This is a genomic window from Lactococcus sp. (genome assembly GCF_036648155.1).
GTDB lineage: Bacteria > Bacillota > Bacilli > Lactobacillales > Streptococcaceae > Lactococcus > Lactococcus cremoris.
In genome coordinates, this window is sequence record NZ_JAVXIY010000002.1 from 239,928 (window position 1) to 262,076 (window position 22,149).

A 22,149-nucleotide genomic window follows, 5' to 3' on the forward strand; every position below is an offset into this window, starting at 1 on the left:
CTATTTTAGGCCTCGCTTATTTTGACTTTAACCACGGCTGTCACATCACGGTGAAGTTTTACTGGTACGTCTTTTGTTCCCAATGCTTGAATTTTGTTAATCAATTGAATTTTACGTTTGTCCAATTTTAGACCAAATTGACTTTTCAATGCTTTAGCAATATCTGCTTTATCAACAGCACCAAAAGTATGACCAGTTTGTCCAACTTTCATCTTGATTTCAACAACAGTTTCATCTTTTTCAAGCACTTCTTTAAGAGCTTTAGCTTCCGCTAAAAGTTCAGCTTCTTCTTTTTCTTTAGCTTTCGCTTGTCCTTTGACTTCAGAAAGCGCTGCTGCTGTTGCTACTTTTGCCAAATTTTTCTTAATCAAAAAATTTTGAGCATAACCAGTCGGTACTTCTTTAATTTGACCTTTTTTTCCTTGTCCTTTAACGTCTTCTAAGAATACAACTTTCATTTTTCGTTTTCTCTTTCTTTTAATATTTCAATTAAATCATCTTGTACTTCTTGGATATTCTTTTCATAAATCTGTGTCGCGGCATTGTTAAAATGTCCACCACCACCCATTTGTTCCATTATTGTTTGGACATTAAATCCATTACGAGAACGGGCTGAGATTGAGATGTATCCATTTGTATGTTGAGTAATTGTAAATGCTGCGGTGATTCCCGCCATGTCTAGCAAAGTATCAGCGGCTTTAGCTGTTGCTATATTATCATATTTTTCATGTTTAAGTCCAATCCCTAGAGCAATACCAGGTAAAATCATTTGTGAATTAAGCACGATTTCATTTGTCTTTTTGTATTTTTCAAAATCAGTCGCCATAATCATCTTAATCAGATCATTGTCTGAACCTCTTGAACGTAAATAAGCTGCTGCTTCAAAGGTTCTTTCAGTTGTTGCTTTTGTAAAGTTTTTTGTGTCCAGTTCAATTCCAGCAAGAACAATACTTGCTTCAATTGTTGACATTTTTCTTTGATTATTATCATGAAATTGCAGAATTTCAACTGTCAATTCACTGGCAGAACTTGCTGATGATTCAATATATGAAAGTAGGGCATGTTCTGGAAAATCATCATCACGTCTATGATGGTCAATCACCACTAATTTTTCAAAAGATTTATAAAAATCTAGATTTAAGGTTTGACTGGTTTTAGAGTGGTCAACCATAATGAGTAACGAATCTTTTTTCTTAAGCTTTTGAGCAGTTTCTAATCGAACGATATGTGTAAATCCATCAGAAGATTCATTCATTTTATTAATTGCCCGTTCAACATCTGGCAATAATTGTTCAGGGTCATAAACCACAAAGGCTTCTTTCCCTGACATATTAGCAAAAGCTTTCATTGCTACTGCTGCCCCTAAAGCGTCCATATCTGTAAATCGATGACCCACGATAAAAACGTCTTCTGACTCGGCAATGATTGTCCGAAGGGCAGTTGAGATAGCCCGTGCTCTTGTTCTACTTTTTTGAGTTCTACTTTCTGAATTTCCCCCAAAATAAACTGGACGAGCTTGTGGTGTATTTTCACGCAAAACAACCTGGTCACCACCGCGTACTTGAGCCAACTCAAGGTTATTGAGGGCCACTTTTCCGATGGTAGGAAAATCATTCCAACCATAAGCCACACCGATAGAGAGTGTCAATGGAATTTCTTTTTGAGCTGAAAGTTCTCTAAATTCTTTGAGAACAGCGAATTTATCATTAATCATTTTTTCAAGAATACGATAATCACAGAAAAAATAATGGCGACTGCTGTTAATTCGACGGATATATATTCCATATTTGTCAGCAAATTCTTCTAAAAATGATGCGATAAAACTATTAATCGCTGTTCGACCACTATCAGTAATCAAATCAGTGGCATCATCATAATTATCAACTGAAATCGCACCAATAACTGCACGACTGTCATTAAATTCTGATTTAAAAGCAACTTCTTTTGTGGCATCAATTAAATAAATAAGGTTTTTATCAGAATCAAGTTCTGCAACATACTTTTGCTTACCAATAGTGATATATTGGTCATCACTTGCATTTTTTAATATTTTTTTAATATCATCACGATTAATTACTTTGTCATTCCCTTTGAAAATCATATCAATAAAGGGATTAAACCATTCGGGCTCGAAGGTTTCATTATTGAAACGAATGACTCCAATTGGCATATTATCCAAAGTAGCATTGAGTGAATTTTCTGCTTCATCATTGATTTTACGAATAAAATCTTGACGGCGCAACTGATAATTTCGGGTTTGAGATAGTAAGATGAGCGTAATCACAATATTCAAAATCAACAAATAAACCAAGATTGACCAACGAGTTGCTGAAGCATGGACAACTATGGTTTCAATGATTTGAACAATAACCATTATGACAATAATAGCAAGCGGTGAAAACCGACGGACAAAATTCATAATATTACTCCTATATTCCTCTATTTTAACATAGGACAGAAAAAACTTAAAGAATCACCGATTGTCAGTGATTTTTCTCTTATAATTTTTTATTAAACATTCATCATTTTTACTGACGAAGCTGTCAGTAATTTTTGAATGGCTGTCAGTGATTCAACTTTCATGTCAGCTTTATCTTGGTTCATTCCAAAACGTTTATCTTCAATGGCCCAAACAGTTGCATCAGCTGATTTACCTGCCTGAATTCCTTTTTCAGAATCTTCAATAATCAAGCTTTCTGTAGCTTCTACTCCTAATTCTGACATTGCGGTCAGATAAATTTCTGGGTTTGGCTTAGTTTCTTTAAAGTCATTTCCTGAAAGGATGACATCAAAATAAGAACGAAGCTGATGAGTATCCAACATTTGATTAATATCAAGCATTGACGAGCTTGAAGCAAGGGCAATTTTCACTTCTTTTTGACGCAAAAAAGTTAGAATTTCTTGGACATCAGGAAATAAAAGTTCTGCATAGGGCATCGGGTGATTGATTTTAAAATCCTCATAATCGGCTTGTAACTTACTAGCCGCTTGTTCATCAAAGTCGTCACGCAAAATCCGAGGCCAAATCTCTTTCATATTTCCCCCAATAAAATCACTCGGGCTTAAATGATTGATTGAAATCCCGTGTCCGCCAAAAAATTCTTCTCGGCGTTGTAAATAATAGCGCTCAGTGTCCACAAGAACACCATCCATATCAAAAATCACTGCTTTAAATTTCATAAAACCATTATAACACAGTCCATAAGTATGGTTCAATAGACTCCGTCAAAAGACATTTCAAAAGTTAAAAATAATAAGTTGACATATAAATATTCTATTGACCCCACGAAGCTTGGCTCATTAGTTGAAATCAATGACTTACACTTCTTTAACAACCACTCTTTCTCAAGATTCTCTCTTAATGTTGTCAACGCTGCTGATGAAATGTTTGTTTGTTCTTACTGGTTTACCTGTGTCGGTTCCTTACAGATTAGATGAATTATTTGCTCAATTGGAAGCAAAAATGCGTCCTACTGTTGCTGAAGCTGCCCGTGAACAAGGACGTGCTGATGCTCCTTCTATTAAAAAGAACTGGTGATAATTTTTATGAATTCATAGTCAGCATTTTCATGCTATCTTCTAAAAAAAACTTACTTTGGAATTTTTCTAAATGTAAGCTTTTTATTTAATCGTGAAACATCGCTTATTTATTGAATACTCTTCAAAATAAAATGAGTTATTTATTGAAAATTATCTGAAAATTAGCTATAATAAATCAATTTATAATTTAATTTAATCTTGAAGGGAAGGTAATTTTAAGTGAAAGTTGCAAAATTTGGGGGTTCATCACTCGCATCAGCTACTCAGATCAAAAGAGTTTTTGATATTGTCCAAGCGGATAAATTAAGAAAATTTATTGTTGTTTCTGCACCAGGAAAACGTTCGGGGGCTGATACTAAAGTTACCGATGCTTTAATTTCTTATTATAAAGCTTACAAAACAACCGATGATAAAGGAATTCAATATTATCAAAATTGGATTATTGCAAGATTCCGTGAAATCTATGATGAACTTGAGCTAAAAAGTTCTGTCATTGATGAAATTGCGGACAATATCCACAACTTGGCTCATTTAGATTTAGAGAATGTCTTTACTTATGACACTTTTTTAGCTGCTGGAGAAAATAATAACGCTAAATTAATTGCTGACTTCTTTACCCATTCTGGCTTACCAAGTCGATACGTTCATCCATCAGATGCTGGAATCACTGTTTCTTCTGACCCAGGAAATGCTCGCTTACTTGGAGGGGCTTATGAACATATCAAGTATCTTAATGACCTTGAAGAAACCCTAATTATTCCCGGATTTTTTGGTGTTACCAAGGAAGGCGAAGTCTGTACTTTTTCTCGTGGGGGGTCTGACATTACTGGCTCAATTATTGCAGCTGGTGTGAGAGCTGAACTTTATGAAAATTTCACTGATGTCAATGGAATTTTTGCCGCGCATCCCGGAATCGTAAAAAATCCAGCTTATATCGCTGAATTAACTTATCGTGAAATGCGGGAGTTGGCTTATTCTGGTTTTTCTGTCTTGCATGATGAAGCCCTTGTCCCTGCTTATCGTGCCCGTGTCCCTCTGGTTATTAAAAATACGAATAATCCTGACCATCCAGGTACAAAAATTGTCGTGCAAAGGGAAACAAAAGGTTCTCCCGTAGTCGGAATTGCTTCATCTAGCGCCTTCTCTTCTCTTTATGTCAGTAAATATCTGATGAACCGCGAAGTAGGATTTGGACGAAAGGTGCTTTCCGTTTTGGAAAATTTAGGTGTTCGTTTTGAACATATGCCCACAGGAATTGATGACATGTCTATCATTATTAGAAGTCGTTATTTGACTCAACCTATTTCCAAAGCCTTAATTTCAAATCTCACCGAGTCCCTTCATCCTGATGAAGTTTATATTGACCGTGACTTCTCAATTATTACCATTGTAGGTGAAGACATGAAAGAACATGTCGGTGTCACAGCTAGGGCAACTGCTGCACTTTCTAAGCAAGGTATCTCTATTGCAATGCTTTCCCAAGGTTCAAGTGAAGTTTCTGTGATGTTTATTGTCAAAGAAAAATATGAGCAAGAGGCATTGAAAGCCATTTATTCAGCCTTTTTTGATTAATTATTTAAATAAAAAATAGCTCTAAGAGCTATTTTTTTATTCGTTTATTTTTTCCACAGTTTCCAATTTCTCACTGGAAGTTACACGATTAGAAAAATTATTTAGTAAATCAGGCACATCAATTCCCATCGTTCCTAAGACATCAAGTCCTTGTTTTAAACTTTCTTGTGACATTCCGAGAATTTTTGAAGAACCTTCGCCACCATAGATATTGATTGAATCAACAGCTTGGAGATTGCTTGAGACGCTAGCAACAACATCTGGGAGGATTTCGAGTGCCATGTTCAATTTGGCTGCATCATTCATTTTTAGCATTGCTTCCGCTTTTTTATCAATCGCTTCCGCTTCGGCAAGACCTTTAAGACGAATAGCCTCAGCCTCAGCCTTCCCGGTTGCTTCAATGGCTGTGGCTTCAGCTAAAGCAGTCACTTCACGTTGTTTCGCGGTTGCTTTAGCAGTCGCTTCAATGGCTGCCGCTTCGGCTTGAGCTCTGACTTCACGCTCACGAGCGTCAGCTTCGGCTTTAGCAATTTGAGCAGCCTTAGCTGCTTCCGCTGCTTTAACGACATTAGCTTCATTTTCTTGAGCTTTACGGAGTACTTCTTGTGTTTCTAAGTCCGTTTCTCTTTGTTTCTTAATTAATTCAACCTGCATTTCTGCTTCGGTTGTTTCTTTTTTAGAAATCGCTTCTTGAATGGCATAAGCTTGGTCAGCAGAGGCTTGAGCTTGGTCAGCTTGTGCTTTGGCTTCGGCTGCAGCAATCGATTGTTCTTGCTCATAGTGGGCAAGACTGATTGCTTTTTCCTTTTGCGCATTGGCAACTTGTGTAGCAGCAAGAGCTTCGGCTTTTTGAGCATCTTGGTCAGCTGCTGCTTTTTGAATTCGAGTTTCCTTATCCGCATTAGCTACGGCAATCGCTGCTTCTTGTTGAACACGGGCTACTTCTTTAGCACCCAATGCTTTGATGTAGTTTTGGTCATCACGAATGTCATTGATAACGAACGAAACAATTGAAAGTCCCATTTTTGATAAGTCAGTACCAGCTTGGCCCTGAACCTCTCCTGAAAACTTATTACGGTCTTCAATTAATTCAGAAACCGTCATTGTTCCGACAATTGCCCGAAGATGTCCGCGAAGTACTTGGTCGGCCATAGCGTCACGTTGTTCATCTCTTTTACCTAAAAATTGCTCGGCAGCCGTCGCAATATCCTGCAAAGTCGAACCTACTTTAATCATTGCTGTGGCTTCAACCGTTACTGGAATTTTATCTTTTGATAGCACTTTTTCGGTTTTAATGTCAATCGCAGCAGATTGCAGACTGAGGTATCGGGCATTTTGGAAAATGGGTAAAACAAATGTTCCAGAACCCCGAACGACTTTCAAGCGATTGCCTTGTGAGTCTTTATTGACTCCTTTTGAACCTAGGCCAGAACCATAAACGATAAGAGCTGCTTGAGGTCCAGATTTTTTGTAATTGGCAGCGATAATTCCTAACAATATCAGGATAATAACAATCACTGCAATTGCCAAAATGTAAAGTAGTGGCATAATTTCTCCTTTAGATAATAAATTTTTATTTATTCCAGCAATTTTTAAAGTTATTGATTGCTAAAAAATCGTTTGTTTATAAGGAATAACATAAGCAATTCCAGACTTACTTTCAATAATTAGAACTTCTGCACCTTGTTCTATCTGATCAATCTTATCTTTTGACGATAAATAAATTTTTGCTGGCATCGTCTTACGGGATTCATTGACAAAGGTTGTCATGACTTCACCTGTTGCTTCTTTTGAACTGATTGCCGTTGTCAAAATTCCTGTCAGTAAATCTTTTTCATCAGCATTATATTTCTGATCTGATACTTTATTGAAGAAGGCCATTCCTGGAAGTAATAAGACCGTCAATAGGATAATGAGTACAATTATAACCAAAGTAATAATAATAAAAATCATAGTCTTATTCTCCTTGAAAGCTTTTTGTTACACTTTATTAATATTATAACATTTTATAATGCCTATTGTTAGTGTAAATTACCTATTTATTTAGTTTTATGTTTTTTCGCAGCGACTCTTTTTTGTCGTTCAAGCTCTTTTTTTATTTTTCCTTCTGGAGCAAATTTTTCTTCCCAATCTTCCGGCTTCAAGACCTTATGGGTCACTGGGTCAAAATGTGGACGGCCATCTGGGAAAATTTTACCCATATTTGCTTGATGGACAGCATTAAAAATTTCATAAGGGTCAATTCCAGAAAGGACGAGCGAGCCATAAGTGAAATAAAGTAAATCAATCATCGCATCTACTTGTCCAGTTAAGCTGTCTTCTTTGTGTTCTTTCGACTTGACCTTATCTGCCGCTTTGTCCACTGCTTGATGTAAATTTTCGACTAATTCTGTGAATTTTTCTTGATTTCCATCAGCGGAAGCATAGAGAAACTCAACAATCTCTTCAACTTTAAAATCAGCACGGAATCCTGCTTCTGTTGGCGGAAAAGCTCTTGGAACTTCTTGTGTTTTTCCATCCATTAGACGATGGAAATCTTTAACTTTATTGAAATTTTGATCTTTTGATACAAAATCTTTTTCAACTGAATAATGAATTAAACCATGGTAGGCAAGAGCTTTAGCAATTCCATCTTGGTTATTGGTATCCGTAACATAAGTCGCAACTTTTTTTACCTCGGCTACAGCATTCCCCATAGCAATCCCATAACCCACACCAGAAATCATTGTCAAATCATTTTCAGAATCACCAAAACACATCACTTGTTCTAAGTTAAAACCAAAACGTTCGCCTAAGCGTTGAATCCCTGGCAATTTTCCTCCTGATTCCGAAATTAAATCAACAGAATAGGGATTACTTCTGGTAACCAAAAGTTCTGGAAAGGCTTCTTGCAAACGAGCTGTTTCATTTCTTGTAGCTACCATCATGGCCTGATATATAAATTCTTCTTCGTTATCCGCCAGTTTTGAATTTTGTGGTAAAACGCGACGAATGACATGTTTGAAACTGTTTCTAGCGACTCCGGAGGTTCCAGAGGGCAAGACTCCTGATAGAAAGCTTGCTAGCCGCGTTTCTCCAAACTTTAACAAGCCTGAACCGTTCACACCATGTGCCGTCCCTAAAGAGATGTCCGAATGGTTTTCTGTCGCATAATCCATTAATTTCTTTAAGGTTTTTTGTTCTAAAGGATTTTGGAAAATGACTTCTTTGGGGGTGAATATATACTGACCATTATAAGTGACTGCAAAGTCTAAGTCTAAATCCTCTAGCAAAGGCATCACAAAAGCAGGCCCACGTCCTGTGGCAATTCCAACAAAAATATCTTTTTGGCGAAGCTCTTGTATGGCTTTGCGGGTACTCGTTGCTACTCCACGGGTTGAAGTAAATAGGGTTCCATCTAAATCAAAAAATACTGCTTTTATATCCATCTCTCAAATCTTTTCTAGCTTTGATACAGCTTTCATTTACTATCTAAATTATACAGTAATTTTAAATCTATTTCATTTATTAGTTATTTTTTTCTGGAGTAAATTTTGATATAATGCTAGTGCTGGCTTTTATATGAAGTCTATAAATTTTTATATTTAAATTTTGTTTATTATAGATAGATAAGGGAATAATGATGAAAAAAATCTTAATTCTCCACACTGGTGGAACAATTTCGATGGCGGAAGATGAAAATGGTCATGTTTCCCCAAATGCAACAAATCCAATGAATGCTGTGAATATGCAATTTGATGAAATCGACTTGGTAACAGAAGATATTTTTAATCTTCCAAGCCCCCATGTTACTTTAACAGATATGTTGGTTTTAAAAAATAGAATCAAAAAGGCATTTATTTCTGAGAATTTTGATGGTGTGGTGATTACTCATGGAACTGACACCCTTGAAGAAACAGCCTTTTTCCTTGATACGACTCTTTCTCGTGGCAAACCGATTGTCCTAACAGGTGCTATGCGCTCAAGTAATGAATTGGGGACTGACGGAATTTATAATTTACTGACAGCCATTCGTGTTGCTGCTGACAGTAATTCAAGTGACCGTGGGGTACTTGTGGTCATGAATGACGAAATTCATTCTGCTCGTTATGTCACTAAAACACACACGACTAACGTGTCAACTTTCCAAACTCCGACGCATGGTCCTGTCGGTTTACTGACCAAAAATAAAATTATCTATTTCCACAAAGATAGTGAAAATCAACATTTGGATGTGGCAACAGTTCATGGAAATGTACCAATCGTCAAGGCTTTTGCCGGAATGACTGGTGAAATTTTAGATTTATTAGATTTAGAGAAGTTAGACGGAATTGTCATTGAAGCATTAGGTGCTGGAAATCTCCCACCTATTGCTAGCCAATCACTGCAAAGACTCTTGGACGCCAAGGTTCCTGTTGTTCTTGTTTCTCGTTGTTTCAATGGGATTGCCGAACCAGTCTATTCTTATCAGGGTGGCGGTTCACAACTTTACGAAGCTGGCGTGATGTTTGCTGACGAAGTGAATTCTCAAAAGGCACGAATTAAATTGATTATTGCCTTAAATGCTGGTTTGAAAAATTTATCAGAATTACGTCCTTTTTTGGAAAATTAAATAAAAATTACTGACAAAAGAAAGAATCATCAGCTGACTGATGATTCTTTTATTTGCCGATTTAAAGCTCATTATTCAATCGCTACTGACAGAATCATCAGCTCTGCTGACAATTCCTTCATTTGCCGATTTAAAGCTCATTATTCAATCGCTACTGACAGAATCGTCAGCTCTGCTGACAATTCCTTTATTTGCCGATTTAAAGCTCATTATTCAATCGCTACTGACAGAATCGTCAGCTCTGCTGACAATTCCTTCATTTGCCGATTTAAAGCTCATTATTCAATCGCTTTAAACTGTCAGTAGATTTATTTCAAGTTATCTTGTAACTCTTGCCAAATTTGTTGGTTTTCTTCTAAAGAATATGAATTTGCACCTGAGGCTAAAGCATGCCCTCCACCGTCATGTCTTTTAGCAATTTCATTAATCGGTGTCACTTTTGAACGCATTCTCACTCGGAAATGTCCGTCGGCTTGCTCGACAAAGATTGCCCATGATTCAATTCCTCGAATATTTCCTGGTGTCGAAACAATACTTGAAGTTTCAGCGTCGCGTAAATCAAATTTTTTCAAAATTTCTTGAGTTAATAAAACTCGAGCAGCTCCATTTTCTGAAACTTCCATATTTTCATAAACAAAACCTTGCAAACGGGCAACTTTCATATCAAATGACGACATTTCACGTCCTAAAGCTGGGCGGTCAAAGGGATATTCAGCAAGTTTTGAAGCTACTTTTAAAGTATTGGGCGAAGTTGCTGGATATAAGAAACGTCCAGTATCTCCAATAATTCCGGCATAAAGGAGACGCGCAGCTTCCTTATTCAAATTTAGACCATTTTCAAATGCAAAATCAGCAACAATTTCTGATGCTGAGCTTCGTTCTGGCTCAACTAATAATAAATCGCCATAGGCATCGTCATTCGGATGATGGTCAATTTTAATCAAAAAATCAGCTTTTTGATAGCGTTCATCATCAATTCTTGGTGTGTTTGCTGTGTCACAAACGATAGATAAGTATTTTTCATCTTCACTAAGTTCAATCGTATCCATTTCGGCCAAATAGGTTAAGGTTGGTTCATCATAACCGACCGCATAAATTCTTTTTTCTGGAAAATTTTCTCTTAAAATTGCTCGCAATCCTGCCTGGGAACCAATAGCATCTGGGTCTGGATTTTTATGTCTGTGAATGAGAATTATCTCATAGGCTTTAATTTTTTCTAAAATTTCGTTCATTTTTTCCCCTTTTTTAATCTATCAAATGAAAAATAAGTTTTAAGTCTATAACTAATGGAATGGACAGCAAAACTGACAATTCTGTCAGTAATTTTTAGGTTAATTGGACATTAACTAAAACTTTGGCAACGATATTATTGACGTGGTAGATTTCACAGTCGACCATTGCTCCAATTCGTGTTTCTCCAATTACCTTAGGATAAATTTCCAAGACATTGTCAATCGCCGCAGCCCCCATCATGTGCATGTTTAAGGATTCAATGATAATATTACGACGGCGTCTTTTGGTAAAGACCCGTTGAACCACTTGGCTGATGAGTTCTGCAAAAACACCATTCGCAATCGTTCCCACACTATTAATCATAAATGGTTCAACAGTCAAAGTATAAGCCGAACCTTTTTCTACCAGACAGTTGGCAATATTATCACTGAAAGTATGGGCCACTTGACTCTCTTCTTGAGCTTTTTGAAGACTTTGCAGAAGGTCTGATTTTGTAATAATCCCCGCATAAGAATAATTTTCATAGACGACAGGCATCATATCATAGCCTTCATATATCATTTTTTGCGAAACGCTAGCCACAGTCATGCTTGCTCTAGCAACATTTGCTCGAGTCATTACTTTATTTAAGGGTGTATCATTTTTTTTATTAGTGACATCACGCATGGCAATGACCCCAACTACTACATTATAGGGATTAACCACGGCAAAACGACTATCATTCGTTTTTTTCACTAAATCCAAAAAATCTTTTACGGTATCTTCTTCTCGTAAAGTTGCTCTTTTTTGATGAAACACATCTCCAACGGTAATGACATCTTTTTTGATGAGTTCATTGGCTAAAGCATGACTAATCCGATTGGCCACTGTAAAAGTATCATAAGAAGTTCGTAAAAGGGGGATTCCTAACTGATTAGCATAATCCACAACCTCTTGGTCAACATCAAAGCCCCCTGTCACTAAAACGGCATTTTGTTCTCTTAAAGCTAAATTTTGAATTTCTTTTCGGTCCCCGACAATCACTAAGCCATTGGGCGATAGATAGCGTTTAAAGGATTCTCTTTGCATTGCCGAAATGACAAATTTACTGAATTCAACTTCTAAACCGGCAAGTCCTCCCAAAACGTCCGCATTCGCTACTTCTGCCAACTTTCCAAAGGTCAAACGATTGGCAACTTTTTGGCCTTTAACTGCTACTCTAACAGTTCCCGAACGGTCATTAACAGCAACTAAGCCAAGTGTTTCTGCCTCTTTTATCGCACGATATGCCGTTCCATCAGCGACTTTCATGCGATTGGCAATCCCACGAACACTGACTTGTTTGCCAATTTCTAACCCTTCAATGTAACTTAATATCTCTTCATGCTTTGACATAAAATCTCAAATTTCCCCAATCTCTGATTTTTTTCGATAAATTTCATAGTCATTTTTTCTTTGCTCATACTGTTCAAAATTTCTTATTTTTGCACGATATTGGTTGCATCCTTTAAATTTTTTGACCATTTGATAACCTGATTTAAGGGCAACTTTTTTTGAAGCTGGATTTTCTTTATCAATCAATAATTCTAACTTTTTCAGTGCAAATTGTTCAAAAGAAAATTCTGTCAGTACTTTTAAGGCTTCTGTCAGTAATCCTTGATTCCAATAATTTTGATTCAAAACATAACCAATCTCTGCTGACTGATTTTTTTCAGAAATTTTCACAAAATGAATATCACCAATCAGTTTGTGTTCTGCTTTCAATTCAATTGCCCATTTTCCTAAGGGATTTTTCATATAATTGTTGGCAATCGCAAAGCGAGTTTCTTCAAGAGAAAGATGTGGCGCAAAAACAAATTTGAGATTCTCAGGATTTCCAGAATAAGCAAACATCTCCTCGGCATCGCTCAGCACAAAAGGACGTAAGATGAGTCGCCTTGTTTCAATAAGCCTGAACTCGGCCAATTTGACATAAATATTCATGATGCTCCCTTTTTTGATGATATTCTTTCATTAATTATACCACACTCGACAAGCCCATATTTGAAAATTATGACCTTTTGGGTGACTTCATTTTTTCATGTCCCCAAATGCTTGGCAAAAACAAGTTCAATTCATTCTGAAATCAAAAAATAGTTAGAAAAACTATGAAAGAAAAAGCGCTTTAATTTAAGGAACTTTTGTAATTTTGGGGCTCAATGCTCCCCTCATTTAGTGAGCTATGTTATAATTTCTATGGTAGAAAAAATGAAATATATAAAAAACGATTTAATATTAAAAAACCCATTGTCCTTTTGGGCAAATTTTCCAGAAAGTGAACGTTTCTTTTGGTTTGACCCACAAAAAGAAGAGTTTGTTATTGGTGCGGAACGTCTAAGAGCTGTTGACCCTGATAAGGATAATTTATCTGACATTCCTTATCTTTTCCACAGTCAGACTTTTTTTGATGATGTCAAAGGAGAACGATGGAAAAATTTTGGGGGCGAAACGATTGCTTTCAAGCATTATTTTGTTGCCAACAAAAAAACTTCTTATTATCTCACTTGTGATCCTCCAAAAAATATTAGCGAAATCCCTCTTACTAAGATTAAGCACCAAATCAGTGAAAAGCCTTCTGACTTTTCAGACTGGGAAGAACTTTTTCAGGCCATTTCGCAAAATTTTACTGACGGAAAAAGTAAGAAAATTGTAGCTTCCAGAGAACTTGAATTCCTAAGTCAAAGCCCTTTTGAGCTCGAAAGTATCCTCCAAAATCTTCTTGAAAATAATCCTAATGCTTTTATTTTTGCTTATCAAAAAGAACAAAGAATTTTTCTTGGTGCCTCACCAGAAATCTTAGTTCAAAAAAATGGCAATCAGTTGTTGAGCTATGCTTTAGCAGGCACCTTTCCTAAAACAATGGAAAATGCGGGCGAAAAATTACTGACAGACCCTAAAAATCTTTTAGAACATGAGATTGTTGTCCAAAAAATCAAGAAAAATTTGCTTGAAAAAGCCGAATCGGTCAAAGTTGGTCAGACGGGTTTAATGGAGCTAAAAAACGTCTATCATCTTCGGACCTTATTGACCGCAAAAAGTTCTAAAAGCTCGCTCATTGATTGGGGAAAACATCTTCACCCAACGCCGGCATTAGGAGGTGAACCGCGACATGAAGCACTCACTTTTCTTAGAAAACATGAGAAGCATGAACGTGGACTTTACGCGGCTCCTCTTGGTTTGATTGATAATGAAGGCAACGGAACATTAATTGTTGGCATTCGTTCAGCTTTAATAAATGAGCAAAAACTTTATGCTTATGCTGGCTGTGGAATCATTCCATCTTCTGATGCTTTAGAAGAATTTAATGAAACCAAGGTAAAATTAAAAACGATTTTAGAAGCCTTATGACTTCTATTTAGAATATCAATCCATTAGAAAAGGACACAATCATGACCAATGAATATTTAGCTCCCTTTGTTGATGAACTTTTCAATCTCGGAGTACGTGAAGCTGTCTTTAGCCCTGGCTCACGTTCAACGGCTTTAGCCATGCTTTTTGAAGAATATAAAAAATACGATACTTATGTCAATATTGATGAACGTTCGGCCGCTTTTTTTGCACTCGGAATTGCTAAGGCAAATCGTCGACCAGTTGTGCTGGTTTGTACTTCTGGCTCTGCTGCTGCTCATCATTTCCCAGCTATTACTGAAGCAAAGATGAGTCGTATCCCACTCATTATTTTGACAGCTGACCGACCAGCCGAGCTTCAATTTGTTGGGGCGCCTCAAACGCTTGACCAAACCAGATTTTTTGGAAATTTCGTCAATCATTTTGAAAATCTTGAAGCCCCCCAGCCTCAAGCAAAAAACTTTTGGACTTATCCGCGAAAAGTGGCTCAACGCGCCTTTTTATCTGCCCTTGACCAGATGGCTGGACCTGTTCAAATCAACATTCCATTGCGCGACCCTTTAGTTCCCGAATTAAAGAATGAAAACTATGAAAAAGGACGTTCTAAACTGCCTTTTAAATTCTTTAAAGGTCAACAAAGCGCCTTTTTTGATGAAGCATTACTTTCTTCAAAAACACTGATTTTGGCAGGAGCCAATTCTGCTGAAAATTATTCAGAGTCACTTTTAAAACTTGCCGAACACTTAAAAGCTCCCATCTTGGCAGACCCTCTTTCCAATCTTAGAAATCACAATTCTCCTTTTATCATGGACAGCTATGATGCTTTTTTGGCAAATGATGACTTGAAAACTGACTTAAAAGCAGAGTCTATTCTTCTTTTTGGTCAGATGCCTGTTTCTAAAAGATTACAACAATTTATTGCCCTCAATGACGAAGCACAATTTATTCAAGTTGACCCTGCTTTAGCTTATCGCAATCCAAGTTTAACAACGACAATCATGGTCCAATCCAATGTCGCAACTTTTGCAAATTCTATCCAAAAAGTGAATCAAGACTTTTCATATTTGGAGAAATGGCAAAAGGCCCAAGAAAAAATGCGTCATCAACTTGAAAAAGTGGCTCAGGAAGAAAAGCCATTTGAAGGACGTTTCGTCCAAGAACTACAAAAACATTTGAAAGCACTTGACGCTCAACTTCTTGTTTCAAATAGTATGGAAATCCGCGATATAGATTATTGGTGGAAAAAGGAAGATTCCAAGGTCAGAATCTTAGGAAATCGTGGTGTCAATGGCATCGACGGAACCGAATCTACAGCGCTTGGTATTGCTACAACCGGAAAGCCAACGGTTTTACTGACAGGCGATTTGTCCATGCTCCATGACTTAAATGGGCTAATTATTGGTAAAACGCATGAACTTAATCTGACAATCGTTCTTTTCAATAATGATGGTGGCGGAATTTTTCATCATTTAGCACAAAAAGGCGTGCCAAATTTTGATTATCTCTTTTCAACCCCACATGGCTTGAATTTTGCGGGCTTGGCTGAATTGACAGGTTTAGATTATCATTTGGTCAGTAATTATGCTGATTTTGGTCAGCAATTTGAGACTTCTATCTGTCAACCTGGCATTCATCTTTTGGAAATTAAAACGGACAAAGATTTAAGTTTGGCTTTGCATAAAAAATATACTGCTTATGAAAATTGATAAAAAAATAATGACGATTGCGGGTCTTGATTATGCTGTCAGTATTTGGGGAAGTGGGAAAATTATTTTTGCATTGCATGGTTTTTCCGAAAGTTCAAGCACTTGGCAGAAACTTAGTTTGACAGGTTACAAGATTGTTGCCATTGATTTATTAGGTCATGGTTCATCAGCAAAACCCGATACCCTTGCTCCTTACAAGCTTGATCAAGTACTGTCAGACCTTCATTTACTTTTCACACAATTTGCTGACGGAAAACCTTTTTCACTTTTGGGTTATTCAATGGGTGGGCGGCTCGCGCTCCGCTATTGTTTGGCTTATCCGTCGGCTCCCGTTGAAAAATTAATTTTAGAGTCAACAGGACCTGGAATTTTTAGCATTAGTGACCGCGAAAAAAGACAATTTACTGACGAAGAGTTGGCTCAGAAAATTCTTCTGAATGGCTCTGAATGGTTCGCCAATTTTTGGGGAAATCTTTCACTTTTTAACTCACAAAAAAAACTGTCAGTAAAAATTCAAAAAGAAATTTGGCAGCGACGCGCTAATAATTCACCACTAGCTCTTGCCCAAACTTTGCGGGGAACAGGTCAAGGTCAGCTGGATTATATCGGGGACAAGATTTCTTTAGTAAATCCTGAAATTCTCTATCTCTCTGGTGATTTAGATGAGAAATATTCCAACATTGCCAAAGAGATTTTTGCGCCAAATTCTAATGTCACTTGGATTCCCGTCGCTGGCTCGGGTCATAATATCCACTTAGAAAATCCTTCCCTTTATCAAAAAATATTAGAGGAATTTTTGGCTTAGTCAAAAAGCTTTATGATATAATGGAAAAGTGATGCCTGTGCCATCCGTGCACTTGTCAGCAACATTCACTAGTCAAATAAATGAGTTTTTACAGGCAATTTGTCAGTAAAATCGAAATCTAATTAACTAGAATAAAAATAATTTATGTAAGTGAGTTTGTTCTAATCAGAATTATGAAACGAACCATATCTTATTTAACTGAGTTTGGTGCGTTAGAAACCTACGAAAAAAGAAAAAAATTAGAACCTTCACTTCGTGAAGAACCATAATTTTTCCTATCTACGCTTTGCTACGCTGTCCGTTTTGGCAATGTCGCTAAAGCGTCAGCCAAAAAGGCATTTTCCCCAGTTTCTAAACAAGCGCCCCTCACATCTTAAAGGAGAAATTATGTCAAAATTTAACTGGGTTGCAATCAATCGTAACTACGAAGATATTATTTATGAAACTTATAATGGAATTGCAAAAATTACCATTAATCGTCCTGAAGTTCGCAATGCTTTTCGTCCAAAAACAGTCGTTGAAATGATTGACGCTTTTAGTATTGCACGTGATGACACTAATGTCGGTGTCATTATTTTAACTGGGGCTAATCATGGCAAAGGTGAAGATAAAGAAGCCTTTTGTTCTGGTGGCGACCAAAAAGTTCGTGGAAATGGTGGTTATGTTGGTGAAGACCAAATTCCTCGTTTGAATGTTTTAGATTTACAACATTTGATTCGGATTACGCCAAAACCTGTTATTGCCATGGTCAATGGTTTTGCCATCGGCGGAGGTCATGTTTTACATATCGTTTGTGACTTGACCATCGCTTCTGAAAATGCTAAATTCGGACAAACTGGTCCACGTGTTGGTTCATTTGATGCTGGTTATGGTGCTGGTTTGCTGGCGGCCATGGTTGGTCAAAAGAAAGCGCGTGAAATCTGGTTCCTCTGCCGTCAATATACTGCCAAAGAAGCAATGGACATGGGCATGGTCAATACAGTTGTACCTTTTGACCGTCTTGAAGAAGAAACTGTTCAATGGGCCGAAGAAATGCTCGCTCTCTCGCCAATGGCCCTCCGTATGCTCAAAGGTTCAATGAATGCAGCGACTGACGGACTTGCTGGACTGCAACAATTTGCGGGAGACGCAACACTCATGTTCTATACCACTGATGAAGCCAAAGAAGGGCGCGATGCTTTCAAAGAAAAGCGCAAACCTGATTTTGACCAATTTCCAAAATTCCCATAAACTTTTGAAAAATTGCTGATAAAGCGTCATTGTGGCGCTTTTTGTGATTTAAAAGTTACTGACGAAAATCCTATCAGCAAAAAATACAATGGAAGAAGGAGAAATTGAGTTCGCCCTCCTTGAAGTAAGTGAAAATAGATAAAATGGAACCTGCGCTGAGCGCAGAACCGCATTTTTCTAATTTTCATTACTTCAAAGCAGTCGGGCTCACATCTTAAATAATGAAATGGTTAAAAAAACAGGCGGAACTTTATCCCCAAAAACAATTTTTAAATGACTTTACTTTTGAACAAATCAATCAACGAGTGGATAAAATAGCAAGACATTTAGCTCCACTCGTCGCTAAAAAGACTAGAGTTGCGCTCCTCTCAGAAAACTCGGTTGAAATGGCGGTTGTCTTGTTTGCCTTACTCGGTTTGTCAAAAGAGATTCTTCTTTTGAATACACATCTAACCACATACGAACTGACTGAGCAAGTCAATGAACTCGAAATTGAGACAGTCTTTACTTCAGATTTACTGACAGAAAAAATGACTGACAGCATTTCTTTTTCAGATATTTTGGCAACAACAGCTGAACCTGTAAGTCTGTCAGTCAATTTTCCTGACGAAAAAATCGCTGTCATCATGAATACTTCGGCGACTACCGGAAAATTTAAATCCGTGCCCATCACATGGGGCATGATTTCTAACCACGTCAAAGCTTCTCAAAAGACGCTCGGCCTTTACGAAGATGATAATTGGCTCATCATCTTACCTATGTTTCACGTCAGTGGATTATCAATCATCATGCGTAGTCTATACAACGCAACATCAGCCACAATTGTTGATAAATTTGATGAAAATCAGCTTCTAGAAGTGGTCAATTCTGGAAAAATAAACATGATTTCACTCGTTCCGACCATCCTGACAAGAATTGCCGACAAATTGGATGGAAATAATTTACGATTAATTCTACTTGGTGGTGAATTTATTCCTCAACCTTTAATCCAAAAATGCCAAGAATTAGCTTTGCCAGTCTATAAAACATATGGAATGACCGAAAGTTTTTCACAATCTGTTACTTTTAATATTTTAGATTTTCCAGATAAAACAAGCTCTGTCGGTCGACCTTTACCAGGAGTTAAAATTGAAATTCGCAATCCTGATCTTTCTGGCGTTGGCGAAATTTGGCTAAAATCTCCCATGCTGATGACCGCTTATTTAGGGCAAAAGCCTTATGGTGCTGCTTTTGAAACAGGCGATATTGGCTATCTTGATAGAGATGGCTTTCTCTATCTGCTCAACCGCAGAAAAGATGTCATCATTTCTGGTGGCGAAAATATTTATCCCAAAGAAATCGAAGATTTAGTATATTCTCTTCCTGAAATTAAGGAATGTGCCGTCGTTGCAAAAACTGATGCCAAATGGGGTCAAGTGCCGATTCTTTTTGTTTCAGGCAATATTTCCCAAGAAAAATTAGAAAACTTTCTCACTGAAAAACTTGCAAAATATAAGCGTCCGCAGCCCATCATTTTCATGGATGAATTGCCTAAAAATGCTTCTGGAAAAATCTTAAGAAAAGAGCTCAAAGCATGAAAATTGAAAAAATTACAATGTTTCATGTTCAACTCCCCATGAAATTTAATTTTAAGACCGCCAAAGGTTCCTTAAATCTCCGCGATACAATTATTATAAAAGTTGAAAGTCCTAAGGGCCTTTCCGGATTTGGTGAAGTTGTTGCTTTCACGACTCCTTTTTATACCTCAGAAACTTTTGCTGATTCTTGGAACATTTTGGAAGAAACTTACCTGCCAGAAATTTTGCAAAAGGAATTCTCACACCCTTTTGAAATACATGAATTTTTTAGAAGTCCCTTACCAATGGCACTGGCTGGTCTTGAAAATGCGCTTCTAGATTTGTATTTTAAAGAAAAAAATGAAAATTTGATTGCTGGACTTTTCCAAGAAAAATTAGCTGATAAAATCCCACGTGGTGCGGTTATTGGACAAATGTCTGACGAGCAAACCATTAAGCAAATTGACCAACTTATTAACAGTGGCGTCAAAAGAATTAAATTAAAAATTAGTCCACAAATTGGGACCGACTTGATTAAAAAGCTGGTAAAAAGATATCCACAAATTACATTCGCCCTCGATGCCAATCGAAGTTTTCAACTGACAGAGTGGCCAGTCATCAAAGAGCTGGACAAACTGGGTCTGGCTTGTATCGAAGAGCCTTTTGATATCAAAGATTTATCCGAATTAAAATTACTGACAGAAAACTTCTTAACACCAATTTGCTTTGACGAATCCGTTCAAGATTTGGAAAGTCTAAAAATGCTGACAGAACTTCCTTTCAAAACCATGCTAAATGTGAAAATTGGTCGTTTAGGCGGACTTTACCAAAGTCAAAAAGCTATTGAATTTTGCAGACAGCATCAGATTGGCTTTTGGATTGGCAGTATGGTTGAGTCTGGTATCTCAAAAATACTCCATGTCCAACTAGCTGCCCTGTCTGGAAATGCTATGGCCGGTGATTTATCTGATTCTAAGCATTATTTTGATGAAGACCTAATCAAACCAGATATTTCTTTCCCAGAGGGATTTATGACTGTCCCTACTGGAGCTGGCATTGGCGTTACAATCAATGAAGAAATTCTAAATCGTTATACTGTAAATAAATTGAGCTTGACCTCCTTGAAATGAATGAAAAAAGAAAAAACTGGAACCTCTACTTTCAGGTGAATTTTACTTTGCAAATCCCTTCCACAATCTTGAAGCTCTGCTTCAAGCAGAACAACTTTTTTCCTACTTCCGCTCCGCTACGTTGTCCCTTTTGACAATGTCGCTAGCTACGCCGTCCATTCCAGCTAAGTACTGTTCTTCGCTACGCTCGAATGTCCATACCAAGTTGTCCGTTTTGTCAATATTGCTAAAGCAATGGACAAAAAGGCTCACTGTAAGGCGCTGAAGCGCCAACGAGAATCGCAAGTACTTGCTGGCAGGGCAAGCGTCAGCCAAAAAGGGATTTTTTATCATTTCAAGATAGTCAGCGATAAACTACCATCAGAGATATCAGCTTGTTGCTGTCCCTGAAGTCTATTCACTAAATGCCAAGACCCTAGGCCGCCCTCATATCTTATTAAGGAGATTTCCAATGAACATGATTGACCAACTCAATATCACAGATTTTCAAGTTTTTACTGACGAAAATTCTGACAAGTCTGTCAGTAAAATTTATAAATTCACAAGTAAAATGATCCTCAGCGATTTTCATGCTCAACCGCACGGCTTTTTAAATGGAGGGGCAAGCCTTGCCCTTGCAGAAATCACAGCTGGTATGGCCAGTAATGCCATCGGCTCCGGTCAATATTTTGCCCTTGGTCAAAGCGTCACTGCCAATCATCTCAATCCCAAAAAATGTGAGGGTTACGTCAATGCCCGCGGTCTTCTTCTCAAAAATGGTAAACGTAACCACGTTTGGGAAATTAAAATCACTGACGAAAATGAAACTCTCATTTCACAAATCACAGTGGTCAATGCTTTGGTACCACAAAAAAACTCTGACAAATAGTCAGAGTTTTTTATAGACGCCATAAGTTAACCATTTTCTCTTATAAAATAAACCTCAAATTCATCAGCAACCTTATCACTTCCTGAAGGAAGAATTCTCATTTTTACTTTATTTTTATTAATAACTTTATAACGGAAAAAAGCCTCTTCTCCTCTTTCATTAATATTTATATTAACTGGCCGAAAACCATCTTTGTCTACTTCATTCAAAGGATGATAGACAGAATTTTCTCTCACAAAATCTCCATCAATATTCCCCCACCCATTTTCCAACTCTCTAAATATTAGTTCGACTTGTTCTTTACCGTATTTAAAATAAGGCTCGTTACCCATATTGGCCCGATAAAATTGTCCTTTGAGTTTTTTAGACATTGGTAACTTCACATCTGAAATCCAAGCCCCCTCTAAAAAGCGAACTGAATCTTTTTCATTTTTTATACTTCGGTTTTTAGCTGAAATTTGACATGCTTTAAATATCCCTAACGAAATCAGGAGCGCTACTAAAACTAAAATCAACCATTTCATATTTTTCCAATTTCCATTTTTCATAAAA

At 37.2% G+C, this 22,149-nt stretch carries 21 protein-coding genes; 11 read left to right on the forward strand and 10 right to left on the reverse strand.

Annotation, left to right across the window (positions count from 1 at the left end; genetic code table 11):
- Positions 1-5 precede the first annotated feature (5 nt).
- The 3 genes from rplI to RSC39_RS03015 form a co-directional block, all read right to left on the reverse strand.
- Entirely contained in the window at positions 6-458 is a 453-nt protein-coding gene (gene rplI / locus RSC39_RS03005; protein ID WP_021036908.1) for a 50S ribosomal protein L9, read from the reverse strand.
- On the reverse strand, positions 455-2,419 hold the full coding sequence (locus RSC39_RS03010; protein ID WP_332535009.1) for a DHH family phosphoesterase: 1,965 nt from the start codon (positions 2,417-2,419) through the stop codon (positions 455-457). The genes rplI and RSC39_RS03010 overlap by 4 nt, the downstream gene beginning before the upstream one ends.
- Before the next feature lie 92 nt (positions 2,420-2,511).
- On the reverse strand, positions 2,512-3,180 hold the full coding sequence (locus RSC39_RS03015) for an HAD family phosphatase (protein ID WP_063281669.1): 669 nt from the start codon (positions 3,178-3,180) through the stop codon (positions 2,512-2,514).
- Positions 3,181-3,313: 133 nt separating this feature from the next.
- On the opposite strand from RSC39_RS03015, the gene RSC39_RS03020 reads away from it, so the two are divergent.
- Together RSC39_RS03020 and RSC39_RS03025 are read left to right on the forward strand one after the other, a co-directional pair.
- Entirely contained in the window at positions 3,314-3,538 is a 225-nt protein-coding gene (locus tag RSC39_RS03020) for a hypothetical protein (protein WP_332535011.1), read from the forward strand.
- A 221-nt stretch (positions 3,539-3,759) separates the two neighbouring features.
- Entirely contained in the window at positions 3,760-5,112 is a 1,353-nt protein-coding gene (locus RSC39_RS03025; RefSeq protein WP_332535014.1) for an aspartate kinase, read from the forward strand.
- A 36-nt stretch (positions 5,113-5,148) separates the two neighbouring features.
- Here RSC39_RS03025 and RSC39_RS03030 read toward each other — a convergent pair whose 3' ends face one another.
- The 3 genes from RSC39_RS03030 to RSC39_RS03040 all read right to left on the reverse strand — a co-directional run bounded on the left by RSC39_RS03030 (position 5,149) and on the right by RSC39_RS03040 (position 8,540).
- Positions 5,149-6,660, reverse strand: a complete 1,512-nt coding sequence (locus RSC39_RS03030) for a flotillin family protein (protein ID WP_011675710.1) — start codon at positions 6,658-6,660, stop codon at positions 5,149-5,151.
- Positions 6,661-6,720: 60 nt separating this feature from the next.
- Positions 6,721-7,065 carry a hypothetical protein gene (locus tag RSC39_RS03035; RefSeq protein ID WP_011675709.1) on the reverse strand — a complete coding sequence of 115 codons (345 nt, stop codon included), beginning with the start codon at positions 7,063-7,065 and terminating at the stop codon, positions 6,721-6,723.
- A gap of 86 nt (positions 7,066-7,151) precedes the next feature.
- Positions 7,152-8,540 (reverse strand): Cof-type HAD-IIB family hydrolase, encoded by a 1,389-nt coding sequence (locus tag RSC39_RS03040; RefSeq protein ID WP_021036903.1) that lies wholly within the window; start codon positions 8,538-8,540, stop codon positions 7,152-7,154.
- Positions 8,541-8,734: 194 nt separating this feature from the next.
- On the opposite strand from RSC39_RS03040, the gene RSC39_RS03045 reads away from it, so the two are divergent.
- Both RSC39_RS03045 and RSC39_RS03050 read left to right on the forward strand, forming a co-directional pair.
- Entirely contained in the window at positions 8,735-9,703 is a 969-nt protein-coding gene (locus RSC39_RS03045) for an asparaginase (RefSeq protein WP_011835594.1), read from the forward strand.
- 40 nt (positions 9,704-9,743) lie between these two features.
- Entirely contained in the window at positions 9,744-9,998 is a 255-nt protein-coding gene (locus RSC39_RS03050) for a hypothetical protein (RefSeq protein ID WP_332535018.1), read from the forward strand.
- A 13-nt stretch (positions 9,999-10,011) separates the two neighbouring features.
- On the opposite strand, the gene RSC39_RS03055 is transcribed toward RSC39_RS03050, so the two are convergent.
- From RSC39_RS03055 to RSC39_RS03065, 3 genes are all read right to left on the reverse strand, one after another.
- Entirely contained in the window at positions 10,012-10,935 is a 924-nt protein-coding gene (locus tag RSC39_RS03055) for a bifunctional oligoribonuclease/PAP phosphatase NrnA (RefSeq protein WP_063281384.1), read from the reverse strand.
- Positions 10,936-11,029: 94 nt separating this feature from the next.
- Positions 11,030-12,310, reverse strand: a complete 1,281-nt coding sequence (locus tag RSC39_RS03060) for a DRTGG domain-containing protein (RefSeq protein ID WP_011835597.1) — start codon at positions 12,308-12,310, stop codon at positions 11,030-11,032.
- A gap of 6 nt (positions 12,311-12,316) precedes the next feature.
- Positions 12,317-12,898, reverse strand: coding sequence for a GNAT family N-acetyltransferase (locus tag RSC39_RS03065; RefSeq protein ID WP_332535020.1), 582 nt, complete (start codon positions 12,896-12,898; stop codon positions 12,317-12,319).
- A gap of 264 nt (positions 12,899-13,162) precedes the next feature.
- Between RSC39_RS03065 and RSC39_RS03070 the strand changes: the two genes are divergently transcribed.
- The 7 genes from RSC39_RS03070 to RSC39_RS03100 all read left to right on the forward strand — a co-directional run bounded on the left by RSC39_RS03070 (position 13,163) and on the right by RSC39_RS03100 (position 21,597).
- Positions 13,163-14,302 (forward strand): isochorismate synthase, encoded by a 1,140-nt coding sequence (locus tag RSC39_RS03070; RefSeq protein ID WP_046125008.1) that lies wholly within the window; start codon positions 13,163-13,165, stop codon positions 14,300-14,302.
- A 41-nt stretch (positions 14,303-14,343) separates the two neighbouring features.
- Positions 14,344-16,008, forward strand: coding sequence for a 2-succinyl-5-enolpyruvyl-6-hydroxy-3-cyclohexene-1-carboxylic-acid synthase (menD, locus tag RSC39_RS03075; RefSeq protein ID WP_332535023.1), 1,665 nt, complete (start codon positions 14,344-14,346; stop codon positions 16,006-16,008).
- Positions 15,998-16,813: a 2-succinyl-6-hydroxy-2,4-cyclohexadiene-1-carboxylate synthase gene (gene menH / locus RSC39_RS03080; protein WP_332535025.1), complete on the forward strand. Its 816-nt coding sequence runs from the start codon at positions 15,998-16,000 to the stop codon at positions 16,811-16,813. The genes menD and menH overlap by 11 nt, the downstream gene beginning before the upstream one ends.
- Positions 16,814-17,200: 387 nt before the next feature.
- A complete protein-coding gene (gene menB, locus RSC39_RS03085; RefSeq protein WP_332535027.1) occupies positions 17,201-18,043 on the forward strand; it encodes a 1,4-dihydroxy-2-naphthoyl-CoA synthase in 843 nt (280 codons plus the stop codon).
- A 221-nt stretch (positions 18,044-18,264) separates the two neighbouring features.
- A complete protein-coding gene (gene menE, locus RSC39_RS03090; RefSeq protein WP_332535029.1) occupies positions 18,265-19,620 on the forward strand; it encodes an o-succinylbenzoate--CoA ligase in 1,356 nt (451 codons plus the stop codon).
- Positions 19,617-20,729, forward strand: a complete 1,113-nt coding sequence (gene menC, locus RSC39_RS03095; protein ID WP_332535031.1) for an o-succinylbenzoate synthase — start codon at positions 19,617-19,619, stop codon at positions 20,727-20,729. The genes menE and menC overlap by 4 nt, the downstream gene beginning before the upstream one ends.
- A 451-nt stretch (positions 20,730-21,180) precedes the next feature.
- The gene (locus RSC39_RS03100) at positions 21,181-21,597 is read left to right on the forward strand and encodes a PaaI family thioesterase (protein ID WP_332535033.1); all 417 of its coding nucleotides are present in this window, start codon (positions 21,181-21,183) and stop codon (positions 21,595-21,597) included.
- Between the two features lie 26 nt (positions 21,598-21,623).
- On the opposite strand, the gene RSC39_RS03105 is transcribed toward RSC39_RS03100, so the two are convergent.
- On the reverse strand, positions 21,624-22,145 hold the full coding sequence (locus RSC39_RS03105) for a hypothetical protein (protein WP_332535035.1): 522 nt from the start codon (positions 22,143-22,145) through the stop codon (positions 21,624-21,626).
- Positions 22,146-22,149 lie beyond the last annotated feature (4 nt).

Excerpts from the sequence above, each read along its gene's own strand:
- RSC39_RS03020 (WP_332535011.1), top strand. The coding sequence starts at position 3,314 with ATGACTTACACTTCTTTAACAACCACTCTTTCTCAAGATTCTCTCTTA.
- menE (WP_332535029.1), top strand. The coding sequence starts at position 18,265 with ATGAAATGGTTAAAAAAACAGGCGGAACTTTATCCCCAAAAACAATTT.
- RSC39_RS03035 (WP_011675709.1), bottom strand. The coding sequence starts at position 7,065 with ATGATTTTTATTATTATTACTTTGGTTATAATTGTACTCATTATCCTA.
- RSC39_RS03060 (WP_011835597.1), bottom strand. The coding sequence starts at position 12,310 with ATGTCAAAGCATGAAGAGATATTAAGTTACATTGAAGGGTTAGAAATT.
- RSC39_RS03010 (WP_332535009.1), bottom strand. The coding sequence starts at position 2,419 with ATGAATTTTGTCCGTCGGTTTTCACCGCTTGCTATTATTGTCATAATG.
- menD (WP_332535023.1), top strand. The coding sequence starts at position 14,344 with ATGACCAATGAATATTTAGCTCCCTTTGTTGATGAACTTTTCAATCTC.
- menC (WP_332535031.1), top strand. The coding sequence starts at position 19,617 with ATGAAAATTGAAAAAATTACAATGTTTCATGTTCAACTCCCCATGAAA.
- RSC39_RS03070 (WP_046125008.1), top strand. The coding sequence starts at position 13,163 with ATGAAATATATAAAAAACGATTTAATATTAAAAAACCCATTGTCCTTT.
- RSC39_RS03045 (WP_011835594.1), top strand. The coding sequence starts at position 8,735 with ATGAAAAAAATCTTAATTCTCCACACTGGTGGAACAATTTCGATGGCG.
- RSC39_RS03105 (WP_332535035.1), bottom strand. The coding sequence starts at position 22,145 with ATGAAAAATGGAAATTGGAAAAATATGAAATGGTTGATTTTAGTTTTA.
- menB (WP_332535027.1), top strand. The coding sequence starts at position 17,201 with ATGTCAAAATTTAACTGGGTTGCAATCAATCGTAACTACGAAGATATT.
- RSC39_RS03055 (WP_063281384.1), bottom strand. The coding sequence starts at position 10,935 with ATGAACGAAATTTTAGAAAAAATTAAAGCCTATGAGATAATTCTCATT.
- RSC39_RS03040 (WP_021036903.1), bottom strand. The coding sequence starts at position 8,540 with ATGGATATAAAAGCAGTATTTTTTGATTTAGATGGAACCCTATTTACT.
- RSC39_RS03050 (WP_332535018.1), top strand. The coding sequence starts at position 9,744 with ATGATTCTTTTATTTGCCGATTTAAAGCTCATTATTCAATCGCTACTG.
- menH (WP_332535025.1), top strand. The coding sequence starts at position 15,998 with ATGAAAATTGATAAAAAAATAATGACGATTGCGGGTCTTGATTATGCT.
- RSC39_RS03100 (WP_332535033.1), top strand. The coding sequence starts at position 21,181 with ATGAACATGATTGACCAACTCAATATCACAGATTTTCAAGTTTTTACT.
- RSC39_RS03065 (WP_332535020.1), bottom strand. The coding sequence starts at position 12,898 with ATGAATATTTATGTCAAATTGGCCGAGTTCAGGCTTATTGAAACAAGG.
- rplI (WP_021036908.1), bottom strand. The coding sequence starts at position 458 with ATGAAAGTTGTATTCTTAGAAGACGTTAAAGGACAAGGAAAAAAAGGT.
- RSC39_RS03030 (WP_011675710.1), bottom strand. The coding sequence starts at position 6,660 with ATGCCACTACTTTACATTTTGGCAATTGCAGTGATTGTTATTATCCTG.
- RSC39_RS03015 (WP_063281669.1), bottom strand. The coding sequence starts at position 3,180 with ATGAAATTTAAAGCAGTGATTTTTGATATGGATGGTGTTCTTGTGGAC.